15 protein-coding genes are annotated in these 16062 nt (G+C 41.1%); 3 read left to right on the top strand and 12 right to left on the bottom strand.

Annotation, left to right across the window (positions count from 1 at the left end):
• Window positions 1–40: 40 nt before the first annotated feature.
• The 11 genes from KN1_RS07925 to cutA form a co-directional block, all read right to left on the bottom strand.
• The gene (locus KN1_RS07925; protein ID WP_221286883.1) at window positions 41–310 is read right to left on the bottom strand and encodes a ferredoxin family protein; all 270 of its coding nucleotides are present in this window, start codon (window positions 308–310) and stop codon (window positions 41–43) included.
• Window positions 307–1521, bottom strand: a complete 1215-nt coding sequence (locus tag KN1_RS07920; RefSeq protein WP_221286880.1) for an FAD-dependent oxidoreductase — start codon at window positions 1519–1521, stop codon at window positions 307–309. The genes KN1_RS07925 and KN1_RS07920 overlap by 4 nt, the downstream gene beginning before the upstream one ends.
• Complete coding sequence (locus KN1_RS07915; RefSeq protein WP_221286879.1) at window positions 1518–2372, bottom strand: electron transfer flavoprotein subunit alpha/FixB family protein; 855 nt, start codon at window positions 2370–2372, stop codon at window positions 1518–1520. Before KN1_RS07915 ends, KN1_RS07920 begins: the two co-directional genes overlap by 4 nt.
• Window positions 2369–3097 carry an electron transfer flavoprotein subunit beta/FixA family protein gene (locus KN1_RS07910; protein WP_221286876.1) on the bottom strand — a complete coding sequence of 243 codons (729 nt, stop codon included), beginning with the start codon at window positions 3095–3097 and terminating at the stop codon, window positions 2369–2371. Before KN1_RS07910 ends, KN1_RS07915 begins: the two co-directional genes overlap by 4 nt.
• A 157-nt stretch (window positions 3098–3254) precedes the next feature.
• The gene (gene sul7d / locus KN1_RS07905; protein ID WP_221286874.1) at window positions 3255–3452 is read right to left on the bottom strand and encodes a Sul7d family chromatin protein; all 198 of its coding nucleotides are present in this window, start codon (window positions 3450–3452) and stop codon (window positions 3255–3257) included.
• A gap of 100 nt (window positions 3453–3552) precedes the next feature.
• The gene (locus KN1_RS07900; RefSeq protein WP_221286873.1) at window positions 3553–5295 is read right to left on the bottom strand and encodes a molybdopterin-dependent oxidoreductase; all 1743 of its coding nucleotides are present in this window, start codon (window positions 5293–5295) and stop codon (window positions 3553–3555) included.
• Between the two features lie 40 nt (window positions 5296–5335).
• On the bottom strand, window positions 5336–6928 hold the full coding sequence (locus tag KN1_RS07895) for a tetratricopeptide repeat protein (RefSeq protein WP_221286871.1): 1593 nt from the start codon (window positions 6926–6928) through the stop codon (window positions 5336–5338).
• Between the two features lie 178 nt (window positions 6929–7106).
• Window positions 7107–7628: a DUF1286 domain-containing protein gene (locus KN1_RS07890; protein ID WP_221286869.1), complete on the bottom strand. Its 522-nt coding sequence runs from the start codon at window positions 7626–7628 to the stop codon at window positions 7107–7109.
• 49 nt (window positions 7629–7677) lie between these two features.
• Window positions 7678–8724, bottom strand: a complete 1047-nt coding sequence (locus tag KN1_RS07885; RefSeq protein WP_225905625.1) for a helical membrane plugin domain-containing protein — start codon at window positions 8722–8724, stop codon at window positions 7678–7680.
• Window positions 8725–8726: 2 nt separating this feature from the next.
• Window positions 8727–9956 carry an NAD(P)/FAD-dependent oxidoreductase gene (locus KN1_RS07880; RefSeq protein ID WP_221286867.1) on the bottom strand — a complete coding sequence of 410 codons (1230 nt, stop codon included), beginning with the start codon at window positions 9954–9956 and terminating at the stop codon, window positions 8727–8729.
• A 68-nt stretch (window positions 9957–10024) separates the two neighbouring features.
• Window positions 10025–12214 carry a glyceraldehyde dehydrogenase subunit alpha gene (cutA, locus tag KN1_RS07875; RefSeq protein WP_221286865.1) on the bottom strand — a complete coding sequence of 730 codons (2190 nt, stop codon included), beginning with the start codon at window positions 12212–12214 and terminating at the stop codon, window positions 10025–10027.
• A gap of 145 nt (window positions 12215–12359) precedes the next feature.
• On the opposite strand from cutA, the gene KN1_RS07870 reads away from it, so the two are divergent.
• Window positions 12360–13862: an APC family permease gene (locus KN1_RS07870; RefSeq protein WP_221286863.1), complete on the top strand. Its 1503-nt coding sequence runs from the start codon at window positions 12360–12362 to the stop codon at window positions 13860–13862.
• A 34-nt stretch (window positions 13863–13896) separates the two neighbouring features.
• Here KN1_RS07870 and KN1_RS07865 read toward each other — a convergent pair whose 3' ends face one another.
• Complete coding sequence (locus KN1_RS07865) at window positions 13897–14580, bottom strand: hypothetical protein (protein WP_221286861.1); 684 nt, start codon at window positions 14578–14580, stop codon at window positions 13897–13899.
• A 52-nt stretch (window positions 14581–14632) separates the two neighbouring features.
• On the opposite strand from KN1_RS07865, the gene KN1_RS07860 reads away from it, so the two are divergent.
• The gene (locus KN1_RS07860) at window positions 14633–15592 is read left to right on the top strand and encodes a TIGR00269 family protein (RefSeq protein ID WP_221286859.1); all 960 of its coding nucleotides are present in this window, start codon (window positions 14633–14635) and stop codon (window positions 15590–15592) included.
• The gene (priX, locus tag KN1_RS07855) at window positions 15573–16049 is read left to right on the top strand and encodes a DNA primase noncatalytic subunit PriX (RefSeq protein WP_225905624.1); all 477 of its coding nucleotides are present in this window, start codon (window positions 15573–15575) and stop codon (window positions 16047–16049) included. Before KN1_RS07860 ends, priX begins: the two co-directional genes overlap by 20 nt.
• The last annotated feature ends 13 nt before the right edge of the window (window positions 16050–16062 follow it).

Raw genomic sequence — 16062 nt, 5'->3', positions numbered from 1 at the left:
GTCTAATTGTTTGAAGTCAAACATTTAATTTATTAAATAATCACCCGTACTTATATTTCACACCACCATTAGGAAACCTAAACTTGATCGCACCATAAGGGCATATAACTAGGGCCCCGCCACATTCAAGACACCTCTCGTAGTGCACTATAATCTTACCGTCTGGAGAAGCTTCATATGTACCAGCAGGGCACGATATAGTACATGGTTTTCCAACACACTGTACGCACTTATCAGTGTCTACTTGGATGTGGGATGTACTATCAACATCGTACGTATTTAGGCCTAGTCTTTTCAGTAAAGGGATCATAATACCACCTTTCTTAAGTCATCTAAGGCTTTGCCTAAAGTAATACCGCTCTCTTTAAGCCTGATAAGGGCATCGCTGATTAGAGTCCTCCTATCCTCACTAACTGTAAACATGTCACTAAGCACTTTACATATTACGTCAGGGTATAGTGAAAGTGAGGAATTTATCACGCTAAACCTATTATAGGCTAGCTCTAAGTGTCTCAAAATAAAACTCTCTTCTAACATCTTGTAATATATTTCAGTATTCTCATAATTCCTACTCTCGACCAATTTCTTTACTGCAATTCCAGCGACCATTCCGGAGGCAATGGCTAAGTCCATTCCCCTTATAGTAAAACCGTCATTTATTAGAAAACCGGCTGCATCTCCTACAGCTATAACGTTTTTATCGTATAGCCTAGGGAGGTTCTTATAACCATAATATGGGATGGCGTGTGCTGAATACTCTAATACTTCACCTTCAATTCCCATCTTTTCTCTGAACTCCTCCACGAGGTCTTTAGCAGGCTTTTCGCTCTTAGGTATGGAATCGAAAGTTATAGTAAACCCTACTGATAGCGTGTCCTTATTTGTGTAAATAAACCCGCCCCCTTTTGCCCCTTTTATAGCGTTTACTACAGTTATAGCCTCACCCTCTTCTCTTTCTAGCCCATTACCCTTTACTACTTCCTTAACTCCTAGCATCCACTTATCGGGAGAAAAGTTCCTTAACCCTAGGCTCCTAAAGACTACTGATGTTACTCCAGAGGCGTCAATGACAATAGGTGCCTTCAGGGCTCCTTTATCTGTCTCTAGTGTTATCCCCTCGTGCTCTCTGTACGCATTGTACACGTTAGTAGAATAAGATATTAGTAATCCCAAGTTTTCGGCTTCATTAGCGAGCCACCTATCGAATTTAGCCCTCAATACGCTGTAACTGTTCCTCTTCCCTTTTTCCTCAAAGCTGAAAGAAATTTTCTTGTTATTTTCACAGAACATTAGGTATGTCTCTTTTGTTATGGGCTTCTCCAAGGGGGCCTTTTCCAGCGCGTCAGGGACCAATTTAAGGAGGGAGTGGATATACATCCTCCCGCCTGAGACGTTCTTCGCCCCGCTGTACTCTCCGCGTTCAAGTAGTATTGTATTCAGCCCTTCTCTTGCCATCGTAATACCGGCTGAGAGCCCTGAAAGCCCCCCTCCTACTATTATGACGTCTGCGTCAAAGCTCAAATACCTTTCACCTTTTGAGCAAATACCTTACAGAACTCTATTACGTCTCCTATTATAGTATAGTCTGCGTTCTCGACGATAGGTGCGTTTTTGTCCTTATTCACGGCTACTATAATTTTGCTATCTTTTATCCCTGCCAAATGTTGCGGCTGCCCCGAAATCCCCAACGCAATATATAACTTGGGCTTTACCTTAGTACCTGAAAGTCCTATCTGTCTGTCTTCGGGCAACCACCCTAACTCGGCTGTTACAGGTCTACTACCACCTACTGCCCCACCTAAAGCGTTAGCTAACTCCTCAGCGTACTTGACGTTCTCTTTCGAACCTACACCTCTCCCCACGCTGACTATTATCTGAGCGCTCGATAGGTCTATACTCCCGCCTTCTTTATGTTTTTCTTCGACGACTTTTACCTTGCTATTCCCGCTTAAGTCTGCTTTTATAATTTTACAGTCAGGGTTTTCTCTAATGTCGGTATTTTTCTTGACCAAGGTAATGACTATCGGGTAGGAAAATTCCAGCTCAGCAATAGCCATGCCACTGTATACTACCCTTTTAGCCTTATTTTCTGAAAGCTCAATGACGTCCGGTATTATAGGGACTCTCAGTAACCCTGCAGTTAGTCCAGCAACTGTCTTATCCCTCTTGCTACTACCCGTTAATACGAGGTCAGGTTTTAATCTGGCTATGTATTCCGCTATTAACTGTTCGTCAATTTCGTTTATTACGTGGTTCTCGTCCCCAAGTCTAACCTCCCTAGGTGATATTACTATCGTCTTACCTTTTGTAGAGGCGATTCCGGTCTTGATGTAATCTACGTCCTCGGAATAGATAACTACAGTTGAGCTCATAATACACCCTCTCCTTTTAAGTACTGTAAAAGCTTGTCAACCGCTTCATCCATCTTTCCTTCTATAACTACTTTTTTACGCTGTATCGTATAAGGTGTAATAGCTGTAATTTTTACTTTAGGGATGGCTGTCGAATTTATTGTCTTTACGGGTTTCTTCTGGGACTCGAGGATTTGCTTTACCCCAGGGATCCTAGGTGTGTTTATCTCTCCTACAACAGATACTATTGCTGGTAGTTCACTTTCAACGGTTTGGGTGAAAGAGGTCAAATTTCTCTCAGCCCTCACTTTGTCTTCAATGAGCGTTAGGGACTTAACGTAAGTTATTATGGGATAGTTTAACAGTGAAGCTAAGTAGGGGATGAAGACTCCACCGCTGCTGTCTGTAGTGGTCTCCCCACCGATTATGAGCTTAGGGCTTAAGCCCTTCACTTGTTCAGCTATATTTTCTGCAGTAGTCTGGATATCCATCTCTCTCATCTCTATCGCGACGACTTCATCAAGCCCCATAGCTAATGCTTCTCTTATACTTTTCCTATCTGTAACCCCGGCAGTAATCCCCATCGCCTTCAGGCTGTACTTTTCCTTCATCCTGACAGCTTCTTCTATTGCGTTCTTATCGTATGTACTTATCTTATAGGGGACGTTTAAGTCTAGGCCAGTTTGTGTTATTCTTATCAGGGTATCGTCAGGGACTATTTTAAAAAGAGCTATAACTGAACTCATAATATTATTTTTGTTTTATTACTTATACGTTTGACTAATGATAATAAACTAAATAATTTAGGATATTAATGAATTTAAAAATAAGTGGGGTTGAGGTTTGAAAAAACGGATGTAAAAACAGCTTAATTACTTCAGTCTTGTCTACACAATAAATAATTCACTTTCCTTTTTCGGCTTTGGCTAACATGTCTAGTAACTCTTTAGGGGCGTCTTTCTCGCTTACTGCTCCCCTACCGGTCTTCCCGTTGTCGTCATAGGTAAACGATACCATTTTTCCTACTCTCCACACTTTCTTTATCTTAGAAGTATCTACTTCTTTCTCTTCTCCCTTATACTTGAACTTTACCTTTGCCATTTCCTTTCGTTATTCTCTCTGTAAGTCATCTTTTATTAATATTTTCATTACAAATATGGTATTACATTAAATCCAAATAGCATTAGTAACACATTACAATTTATTTCATAATGACTCTGATCACTCCGTTGAGTACCGGCGTCTGAGCGTAGTCATTCATTTCGCCAGAAACTACGGTGTTTAATAGGGCTTCTCCATCAACTAGGTCTGACTTATACGCGAAGAATACCCCCTTCGGTATGGATTCATTTTTAACGAACTTGACTCTCACCTTGATCCCGTTACCTTCTAGCAGCCCAGCCCCGTCATAGCAACAGTTATATACTTTAAGGCCCTGACTTCCGTAAATCTCTTTAAACTGGCTGTTTGTGTGGTTAGGATGGGAAGAGAAGACTAGATAGTCCCCCTCAGGGGGTCTCTTTAGTTCGGGTAGAGGATCAACTTTAACTCTCTTTATCTCTTTTTTAACGTTGACCTTGACTATTTTCTCTTCCTTTAATTTCTGTACAGTGACACCAGTGCCCCTTAGCGCGTGATCTAGTGCACCCCATTCGTCTTCTTCTAATAAGGGGTGGGAGAGGTTCATCTCCTTAGCTAGAAGTCTCATAAGTGTCACTTCGTCAACTCCTATCTTAGGCCTTATGGGCTCGTTAAATACAATTAAGTTATGCCAATAACTATAGACTACGTCGTATTTTTCCAAGAAAGTAGGTGCAGGGATTACTATGTTAGCTACCTTAGCAGTCTCACTGTTGAAGGGGTCGTGGACTATCAACTTTAACTCACCATCTCTAACGGCTTTAAGAATTTTATGACTTTTTGGCAGGGAATGTAATGGGTTAGAATTCCACACGAATAACACTTTCACCTTACCCTCTTCAATATAATCTCCTACTTTTGCCATGGGGACTATCCCAGAAGGTCTAGCGAGATGAAGGCCTCTTAGATAGTTAAAATCTATGCCTAGACCTTGACTGTTAGAATAATAAAAACCGTTTGGGATCCCCAGTAAAGCCGGGATCAGTGATATCAGGGATATTGCATGCCCTCCATGGTAAGTCCTACCTAATGCAAACCCTATCACAGTTAGAGGCCTTCTTTCTACATATATTTCGGCTAATTCTTCTATACTGGCCCTACTTAAACCTGTTACTTCCTCTATTTCACTCCAGCTATATGAATCTAGGTAATTCCTTAATTTTACCGGGTCGTCGAGCAGAGACTGGGGAGGTATGCCCTTAATTAAATGCTTTAAGACTCCAACTGCTAGGTAAGAGTCGCTCGAGGGCTTAATTATATACTTTTTTTCGCTCCTTTTCGCTGTTTCGCTCAGCCTTACATCTATTGTAACTTTATATTTGTCCTTCAGTAGAGTCCAGCCGTGGATAAACGAGAATACTGCTTCACTCCCCCAGAAGACTACTGAACCAAACTTTTCAAAGTCTTCAGGTAATGCACCCAACGAAGAGCCGTAGTGTAACTTTATAGCTTCGTGGCCTTCTGCCGAACATATGGAATAATCAGTTGAGAGAGAACCCAAAGCGTTCCACAGCCTCGAGGGGAAATACCAGGTGAGAAGGCCCTGATTCCCATCATAGTCTACGTGGAGGATGAGGTCTTTGGGGGTCCCCTTTATTATTTCCGCGGTTTTCCTTATAGCCTCTTTAATGTCTACCTCTTTACCTTCGACAATTGGGTACATAACCCGGTTGATCTCGTTCCTTTTTAGGTCTGTTCTACCCCTAGAACAAGTAAAACCGTTTACTGGAAATAAATTAAGAGGTCTATAGTCCTCAGAAAATATGCAAGTGTCATAACAATCTCTCGTGCAGGCGACTACCATTAGTTATCCATTCTATTCCAAGGGTAAAAAGTTTCTCCTTCTATACCCTACTTAACCATTCCTTTACTGTGGTCATTGAAGGTCTTTGGCGCGGGTCTGGATGCACTAGCCATAAGAGTACCCTCTCTAGGGTGTTGCAGTTTTGCCCTCTCATATTACAGTCGTTTACTAGGTTGTTAAAGTAAGCGTAATACTTACTGACTACGTCGGGATAGGTGGAGTTAGATATTTCAGGTGGATTAAAACCGCTTACTCCTTTGTACAGAGAGTATAAGGACGCACCCAGAGCAAATATGTCCATTTTAGGGTCGGCTATCGAGTTCGGGTTGAACTGTTCTGGCGGTGCATAAAGTGGCGAAATCTCTGTCACTCTCTGACCGATCCTTTTTGCAGCACCTAAGTCTCCTAGCTTTACGGTCAGGCTACCGCCGGAAAAGTAGGACAGAAGGTCCTGGGCTGTATTTACGTTCACTTTTTTAGATAAAAAGAAGTTTTCAGGTTTTACGTCTAAGTGGACGTAACCCTCTTTATGGACTACTTCAAGGGCACTGGCTATTTGGTACCCTATTGAGGCTACGACTTTGTACCACAAAGAAGAGTATACTATACGGTCATTTACTATTGACCTTATATCACCTCCTTCCATATATTCCATTATAATCGCCGGCGGGCTTTGAGTATATTCTCTCATGTTCCCTTCAATTGCGTTCCTCAACTTGTTAGAATCTATATAAATCGCATAGATCTCGACTAGGTGAGGGGACTTTTTAGATAAGCTAATTAAGTTCGCCGACTCTGTCTGGAGGTCCTGGAAGACATCTAAGGCTATCTTAGTTAGACTGTTGGATATACCTTGGGAATAAGAGATCTTCCTGACTTTCATGGCATAGTATTTTCCACTATAGCTCACTAAGAATACAATACCGAAACCCCCTTCACCGAGTATATTTTCTATTTTATAACCGTATATTTTCCTCCCTATCCATTTACTATAATCTATATCTTGTGTATTTTTTACAGCCCTGTGTTGTCTGGTCTTAGGGGGTTGCTGTGAAAGTTTAAGTTTTGCCTCTTCTAATTTCCTAATCGCCTCAAAGAGGGTAGGCTCCAGCGTGACTGCTATATCAAATTCCTCAATAGCCTTTCTATAATTCCCCATGGCAAAATAGACTAGACCTTTATTGTAATGGATTGCTGCGTTTTTTGGGTCTAGCTTAAGTGCTTCATTGTATTGCCTGATTGCAGACTCATACTTACCCATTTTATAATATGCTTGTCCTTTCAGGTTATGTACCTCTACTGAGTTAGGGTTTTTCCTTGACACTTTGTTAAATTCCTTTAAAGCTTCTTCATACTTTCCCTTGTTTAGGAGTACTACTCCAAGACCTAGATGGGCAACGAGGTTCTGTGGGTCTAGTTTTAAGACATCCTCAAATTCTCTTTGGGCTTCATCATATCTACTAAGGCCTATTAAAGAAAGTCCCTTATAATTATGTGCCTCGACGTTTGCCGGGTCTACTTTCAGGGCCATTTCAAACATCCCTAACGCGTCGTCATAGAGCCCCTGACTGTAGTAGGTAATACCCTTGTGGAGGTAAACATCAGAGTCTTTAATGTTATACCATAATGACAATTCTATCACCTATATCAAGAAAGCTAAAATAAGTATTAGCACGTAAGACCTTAAATACTTGATCACAAAATGAAAAACTGCGTGATGAAAGCGACCGTAACGGAACGATGAAGTAATTCCTTTAAACTGAGAATATGTGTAGTGAAAGTTTATACAAAGAGGTCTAATTAGTGACAATCTAGGGATAATAACTGTAATAGTAAGGATGTGTTAACTGCATTGCTACGAAGAGCATTAGTATACCTGTCAATGAGGCTAAGCTATTCACCGCTAAGTCGTTATAGCGGAAGTGTGCTAGTGCTACTCTCCTCCACTTCCCGTTCACCTTACGGTATATCCCCCTTTCTGTGAAAGCGTCGAGGAGCATGTGGGACGGGCCATTTAATAAGCTTATGATTGTAAGTTCTATAATTCTGGGTGTGAGTTGGTTAAACGTTAAGTAGTATAAGCCAGTTATTATTACTGCTGGTATTACTCCCCACATTACACTTCTGGGGACGGTGTGTGTTAGCGGTGTCCTCCTTATTACTTCCCTCCCTGAAAAGTACCTCGTTTCGTGCCCCAGCCTGTCGATGAGTGTGTTCCCTATACTCGCTACTACTCCTGAAAAGAGGAGTGATGCATAGAAATGATGGGTTAGTGTTGTGCCTAACAGTGTAAGTAAGCCTGTAGAGAATAATAAGTGAGTGTATAGTTTCACGCAATAAAGAAAAGAGAGTAGAAGTAAAAAATATTATTATTCTTGTTTATTACTTTTTACCGTCTCCTATATATTGCATATGATATCTTCCGATGTGCTTTAGGATTGCCACTACTACGCCTAAACCAACTCTTACTTCAGGGTCCTTGAACATGTTGAGTAAGTCCCACCAATGGTCAATTTTCAAGATTTTTTCTTCTTTTAACGCTTCTCCAGTCTCGTTGACCAGTAAGGTGTAGTACTTAAAGTTAGTTAAGTCTATTTTTGCTAGATCACTTACTATAAGATTCCAGTTAGATAATAAATTAAATGTAAAGTCATTCACTAAAGCTGACATAACTTTTCCTATAGTCTCCTCATCGTCAAGTACTCCCTTAACTACGTCTATTAAGCCGAGTTTCTTTAGTTTACCATAAAGTTCCAATACGTCATTCAGCGTAGTTATAGTTTCTTCGTTAGAGGCAAATTCCATTAGCTTTACTAGGTTTCCCCATTTGCTCATTAGGTTCAGTGTGGTGTCATTTACTATTGCAGATAGGATTTTTCCTAGTGTTTCTTCGTCTTGTAATAGTCCTTTAATGGGGTCTAGAATACCAGTCTTGTTTAGTATGCCAACTAGGTCTAGTACAGCGTTTAAGTTTTCTATGGTTGTTTCATCGGCAAACTTGTCTGCAAGCTTTACTAGGTTTCCCCATTTGCTCATTAGGTTCAGTGTGGTGTCATTTACTATTGCAGATAGGATTTTTCCTAGTGTTTCTTCGTCTTGTAATAGTCCTTTAATGGGGTCTAGAATACCAGTCTTGTTTAGTATGCCAACTAGGTCTAGTACAGCGTTTAAGTTTTCTATGGTTGTTTCATCGGCAAACTTGTCTGCAAGCTTCATTAAATTATTCCACTTAGTCATAAGACCTAGTGTCTGGTCATTTATGACAGAAGATAATACCTTACCTAGCATCTCTTCGTCAGATAAAAAACCTTGAATTGCAGACAGTAACCCATATTTGTTTTCAGCCGTAGATAAAATTTCAACTACCTTTGTTAAGGCAGAGATTTTATCATCTGACAGCAGAGACTCTAGCTGTAGGTCAGCAGACATCCTTACCAGCTCGCCAAGAACTTCTCCAGTGCCATATCTCCCTTAGTCCACATGAAGTACTTTGTGAATAATTCCTTCTTTAAGTGGTTAGCAGTTGACGGTATAGCCTCGGATATTTGTCCACCGTACCAAGTATCGTCTTTAACTGCTACAGCAAAGTTTTCATACGGGTTGTCAGCTACACATACGATAGTCGGGTAATACTTATCTATTTTCACGTTAAATCCTAGTCTATTAGCTAGATGTTGTGCAGCTATCCTACCAGTTTGGACTGCTAAGTAACCCAGCTTGGGTACAGTCAGTGAGTTAGCGTCTCCTACTGCATACACGTTGTCATACTTTATAGACACCATGTTGAGGTCTGTTGGTATAAATCCTCCATCATCTACTAGGTCTGGAGTTGAGTTCTTTAACGCTGGATTACCAGTGTATGGTGGGATCAGAATTGTCACGTCAGAGGGGATCGTTTTACCGTCCTCACTCACTATTTCGTGTTCTCTTACCTCCTTGATCTTGAAGTTATGTACCAAATCAATACCCATGGACTTATAAATTTCAGCTACAGCTTTCCTTGAGGCAGGGGATAGGTCTGATAAGTACTCGCCTGGCGAGAAGACCGTTATTTTTGTCTTATTCCATACTCCTCTCTTTTTGAGGTAGCCCGATAGCATTAATGACATTTCAAATACCGGTCCTTCGCATGCGGCGTCAGCGTTTGGTACAAAATTCTTGGGGACATTCGGGGCTGGGTTATGGCCCTGATAGAAGAAACCAGAGCCTATAGCTATATTTCCTCCCTCAAAAGTCTGGAGTCTATCCCTCAGTTTTACAGCGTATTCCGGCTCACATACACTATATCCGTATTTGTCCCATCCCTTAACCAAGTCAGTAGCTAGATGAGCACCTAGTGCTACTACGACATAATCGTATTCTTCTTCAGTCTCAGCACCAGAAGGTGTTTTGTATATTACCTTATTACTCTTTGCATCAATCTTGGTTACTGTTCCTTCTTGGAACTGGATCCCTTTTTCCGGTAGAGCTTGTGCAAGGTCAATTTTGAGCTGTTCTACATCCATATAATTTACTGAAACATGAGGTAGCGCTGGCCTAAAGTAGGAGAACCTGCTCTTGTTAATTACTTTTATATCAGCTGCTTTTCCTACTAACCTCTTCAATGTATATGCAGTTGTTAGACCTCCGAACCTAGCTCCTAACACGAGGACTTTTGTCATAAGTAAAAATGTGAAACTGTGGGTTAAATATTTTTGTAAGAAAATTTTTTTATTAAAAACCTTAAAAACTAAATTAATTCTTCCATTCTGACTGGAATTTTCGTAATTTTCTTCCCTATTGCCTTCTCTAAAGCCCTGACTATGGCCGGGGGTGCACCTATCGTAGCTCCTTCTCCTATTCCTTTAGCTGGTAGAGGTGCACTTGACTTGCCCTCTTCCAAGTAGACCCATTTCATGTTAAATGACTCAACAGCGCTCGGTATTGCATATTCTGAAAAGTTAGTGGTTAACGGGGTACCTTCCCTACTATACACGATTTCTTCAAGTAGAGCTTCTCCAAACCCTTGGATAATCCCTCCATGGACTTGTCCTTCAGCAAGCATCGGGTTTACCACTAGACCTATATCGTCTATGGCCACATAGTTTAATACCTTCACTTTACCGGTCTCATCCACTTCCACCATGGCAATGTGGCTACCGTAAGGGAAGGTGTAATTGTCAAAGCCAAATGATGCTGTAGCTTCTAGTGTCGGTTCAGCTTTGTACCTCCAAACTCCCCCCAGATTTCCAGTAGTCTTTCTTGCAATTTCCTTTAGGGACATCTCCTTCCCAGACTTAGGGTTGTAAACTTTCCCATCCTTATATTGAAGTTCCTCTACGTCACTCTTTAAGAACGAAGCTGCAAGTCTCATTATGTTATCCTTAAGTCTTCTAGTGGCGAGTAAAGCTGCGTTCCCCGCTAAGGTCAAGCTCCTGCTCCCATAAGTCCCAAACGCGTTTGAGATCTTATCAGTGTCCCCCCAAACTACTTCTACGTCGTCTATACTTATTTGCAGTTCATCTGCTACTATCTGTGCTATACCGGTAGCTGTCCCTTGGCCGTGTGGTGCTGCCCCTATTATTACTTCTACTTTACCATCGGCCAGCAGGCGGACAGAAGCGCTCTCCCAAGGACCGAAGTTGTTTTGTTCTACATAGAATGATAGGCCTACTCCTACTTTCCTACCCTCCCTCCTCAGTTTTTCAGCTTCTTGCTCCATCTCTCTGTAAAACCTTTCTGCTTTATTTAGTAGGTCGATATAGTTCCCGCTATCGTATTTAAGCCCGAAGGGGTTAGTATAAGGTGTAGACTGAATTACGTTTTTTCTTCTTAGTTCTATTGGATCCATACCTATCTCGTCCGCTAGGATATCCATTATCCTCTCATAAACAAAAGCTGCTTCTGGTCTACCTGCTCCTCTGTATTGGTCTAATGGTACCTTATTTGTTAATACACCGTAAACATTGGCTAACGCGTTTTTAATATCATAAGGTCCGGTAATTAGTGTTGCTGCAATATCGGCTAAGTACGTACCATGCCAAGCAGCACCTAAGTCTATAATTACGTCATCAAGAATTGCATTAACTTTGCCGTCCTTATTTGCACCCACCTTTACTTTATGTATTTGTCCTCTGGCGTGGTAAGTCGATAGGACGTCTTCACTCCTAGTGAGGACTAGCTTTACAGGCCTCCTCGTAATTATAGACGCGTAAACTGCTATGTAGTCCTCAGGATATGGGAAAAGTTTTGACCCAAAAGCACCTCCTACGTCGGCTTGGATTACCCTAATATCTTTGACCATATCCGAAAAAGCAGATAATAGGTAGGACCTCATAAAATGGGGAGATTGTGTAGACGCATAAACGGTAAGCCTATCTTGTTGGTAGTCTACCAGAAGCCCCCTAGGCTCCATGGCAGAGGGATAGACCCTAGATATTTCGACCTTTTCCTCAACTTTCACTTGACTTTGTTCATACGCTTTTTCTGCGTCTCCTCCTTTGTAAGTTTTCTTATAAGCAACGTTATCTCTTCCCTCGATTGCCTTAGTTTCGTCCTTTAGTGACTCCTCGGGGTCTATGACGGCGGGCAATTCATCATAGTCATAAGATATCAACTCGAGAGCGTCATATGCCGTATACCTATCAGTCGCCACTACAGCTGCTATGGGTTGTCCTACAAACAAGACCTCGTCCTTTGCTATAGGGAAATTCTTAGGTCTGTTGTCGACTTGTAAGTTAAGGCCCGTAATTACGTTTATTACTCCCGGTAATTTGAGGGCTTCTTGATAGTCCACCTTCTTCAGCCTTGCATGTGGCACCGTGCTCCTTAGCACCGATACGTAAACCATACCGTTTAGTTGGATATCGTCAACGTACCTCCCGGTCCCGGTTATTAACTTTAGATCCTCCTTTCTTTTAACCCTTTGACCTACGTACACACGATTTATTATACTTGTTTTTATTTAAGTCTTGGGCTTTTTACATGATTAAGTAAAAAGACCCCCGTGTAGATACAATAACTGCTTTACGTAAAAATGTAAACTTTATTAGTTAGTACGAGTAATAGTCCAAAATGGGTACTTTATGGAGAAAAGCCACGTTTTTGTCCGAGAGTCCTCAGGGCTTATTAAACAAGTAAGTATGTTAGACGTTATAATGTTAAATGTAGGTAATATGTCTGCAGGGTTAGCCCTTTATAATAGCATAACACCTTACGTCCAACCCGGTTCTAATTTACTCGTTGCCACCTTAATTGGATTAATATTTGCGCTTCCACAAGCCTTAATCTACACATACTTTATCAGGAAAGTACCCAGAACTGGCGGGGACTATGTATGGATATCGAGGACTTTACATGGAGGTATAGGAGTTATAATGGCCCTCTCCATAATGATAGAGTCTATTGCCTACTTTGCATTGACGGCCTTTTTCGCCTCTTCAGCTATACAATCGGTTCTATCGGAAATAGGTGCCCTAAACGGCCAACAATACCTAGTAAGCTTAGGGAACAGCCTTGCGTCACCTATCCCTTCTTTCATATTAGCGTTCTCCGTAATGGCCGTAATAATAGCTATAAATATCTTTAAGGCAAAGTGGGGGTATTCGCTTATTACGGTGCTAGGTCTATTCTCCCTATCAGCTACGATAATTGCCATAATCGTATTACTGGGGGGTGCTGGTGATTTTTCGGCTAAAATCGGTACTGTTTTAAGTGCGATAGGCGCTTCTAAGGTAAGCTATAACGGCCCTAGCTTCAGTTGGGGGGCAACGCTTTTCATGCTACCTTTCCTAGCCCTTTACACTTTTCCGTGGATGCAAGCAGGTCCAGCAGTTGCAGCGGAGATAAAGGGTAAGGACGCACTAAAATATAACGTGTTTGTGAGCTTAATATTGACGTTTATACTCGTAGAGGCCGGGTACGGGGTAATGTACTATGTAGGGGGCTACGGTTTTACTACAGCGGAGTTTATGAAAAACGGGTTCACGTATACGTTCTGGAACGTAGCTATAGGCATGTCGGGTAATGTTATTCTAGAATGGATAATAGGTCTTGGTCTTATAGTGTGGGAGTTCTTTATATTATCTTACGGGGTAGTGGTATTTTCTCGTTACATGTTTGCAATGGCCTTTGACAGGGTTCTGCCCTCTTTATTTGCTTCCGTAAGCAAGAACGGTAGCCCAGTTTACACTCACCTTTTAGATTTAGGGTTAGTGACGTTTTTCTTAGGGGTAATATTTTTCTTGGGTTCCCAAAATGCCTTGGCGTTATACGGTGCCACGGTACTTGGTGCCCTATACTTTTTAGTAGTATCTATTGCAGGTCTTATTCACGGTCTGAGAAATAGGGTCACAGTACTGGTTCCTGCCTCTATAGTATCTATAGGTTACTTCACTTATTTAACTTACGTATCAGCTACTAACTCAGACTTCGGTTTTATGACGAGCAACGGGATAGACTTCATAACACTAGTATTTGTCTTGGGCACTTTAGTAGGTTCTGCTATAGTTTACGTAGTATCGTATTTGTATAACCAGAAGAAAGGAGTGGACTTAAACTTGATTTATAAAGAAATACCTCCAGAATGATCAGTTATTCATAACTACTTTTTTCATAATTTTGCTAAATTTTCTTTAGTATTTGTAATAAAGTTTCATAGTCACCTAATGCTGAAAGTAAAACATTATTTATACCCTTTTCTTTTAGTGACATAATAAAGTCAATAGCCTTCTCAGCTTCTATTGTAGGCTGGTTGAGAGTACTAGCAACCTCTTTGTTTTTCTCAGTCTTTACTATCACGTAAGGGATCATGAGGGAAGTATTTAGTCTGTTGAGCTGTTCAGGGTCTTCTAACCTTAATACCAAATAAAAATCAGCGTTGCCGTTTCTAATCCTCTCCTCTATCTCTTCCTTATTTTTCCTCATGCTTAACATTAACCCCGACATCACTCCATATCCTTTAGCTATCCTAACTGCATCTTCTGGAGAGACGTAACCTACTTCCTTCCCAATTTTAGGCTTATCCCCTCTGGTGAACGTAACGTCAAAGCCCATCATCTTGCTCGTGACGGACAGCGAATGTATAAATAGCTCATTTATATCTAGAGTCCTTTGGTTTATTATTACTCTTTTCTTATCGTCCCTTAGAGTCTGCCTTATTAAAGTCCCTACTACGGAAGCTAATGGTGAAGGTAAACCTAACGGTGAGTCTGGGACGTCAAATCCGTCAAATGGCTCAAGTAGTGATATAGTCTTTACTAGCTTTTCTAACTTGTGCTTCGGATGTACTTCTACTAGAATTTGCATTGGTTTAACCTTTACAGTCTAGCTTATATTTTTTGATGCGAAAGTTAGGATTATGAAGTGTAACAAATGTGATGAGAAAGCTATAATTAAAATACCTTATGCTAATATCGCTCTCTGTAAGAACCACTTTTCAGAGTGGTTAGAACATAGATTGGAGAGGGTCGCCAAAAAATACAACATGTTAGATGGGGTCAATAGGGTCGGAGTGGCAGTCTCAGGAGGTAAGGATAGTACTACCCTTCTCCACCTAATGTACAACTTGTCTAAAATCTATGGTTTTGAACTGGTGGGGATTAACATAGATTTAGGAATTGACATGGGCAAAGGTTACTCGTCTAAAAGTACAGAATTTGCAGTAAAAAATTTCGAAATGCTAGGAATTAGGTACAAAGTTGTTAGAGTAAAAGAGCAATACGGTTTCACGATAGATGAGGCCAAGCATAAGATCAGGAGACCCGTGTGTAGCACTTGCGGTCTAGTAAAGAGGTATACCCTTAACGATATAGCGGAAAAAGAGGGGTTGGATACTATAGCTACTGGACATAATTTAAACGATATGGCCCAGTTTATACTTTCCGGTTACTTCAGCGGTGACGTATTAGACTTGTCCAGGTTAAAGCCGGTTTCTCCTCCAGAAAAGGGGTACAAAGTTAAGAAGATAAAGCCCCTCTTTCTGATATACGAAAAGGAGATACTTACCTACGCTTTAGTCAATAAGATTCCGTTTATCTATGACTCATGCCCCCATACGTTCAGGGTCGGAGGGGCTACTCAGGATAAGATAAGGAGAAAACTTGAGGAGATGGAGGACGAGATACCCGGGTTTATGTTAATGTTAGTGCAGAACTTCATTGACAAAATACAGAAACCTCTTGAAAAAGAGTACGTAAAGGAAGATGAGGTCTCAAAGTGTAAGATATGTGGCAGACCGACATCTAAGGGTAGGGATATTTGTTCTTTCTGCGCTACACGTATATCTATGGGTGTCTTAAGTGAAGCAAGAGGGAAATGAAGGTGAAAAGGAGAAAAAGGTGATCAGGTATACCCTGAGTTACCCTGACGGTTCATACGCGGGGTATGTAGTCTTTGACGGGAAGTACTCAAAAGTATATGACGAGAAAGGAGAAATACTTTTTGAGGTCGAAGGGGTCTTCCCGCCTGTACGTAGGAAAATTAACTATCAGTGGGTAGAGAAAGTCTTAGAAAAGGGATTACCGGATTGTAGAAAGCGGTTTATATTATACGTGGCTAGCAGGTATTTAGTTAACGTAAAGGGACTGGAAGAGGACCAAGCAGTAGAAGAGCTTGAGGAGTTTTATTCTAAGAGCGGTGGTAAGGTCTACGAATCGTGGCTAAAATCGGTAGTTAGGGGGGTTAAGGTTAAGAAATTATTACCGTGGTCTCTTAAAAGGATTGAGGAGAAGGACAAGGAGATGTATGAAATAATTACAAAAATTTTAAACGAATGAATTTATACTGTCA

The sequence above is a fragment of the Stygiolobus caldivivus genome, from assembly GCF_019704315.1.
Taxonomy (GTDB): Archaea; Thermoproteota; Thermoprotei_A; order Sulfolobales; family Sulfolobaceae; genus Stygiolobus; species Stygiolobus caldivivus.
The sequence above is the reverse complement of the archived record's forward strand: the minus strand, read 5'-3'. Positions and strand labels throughout refer to the sequence as shown.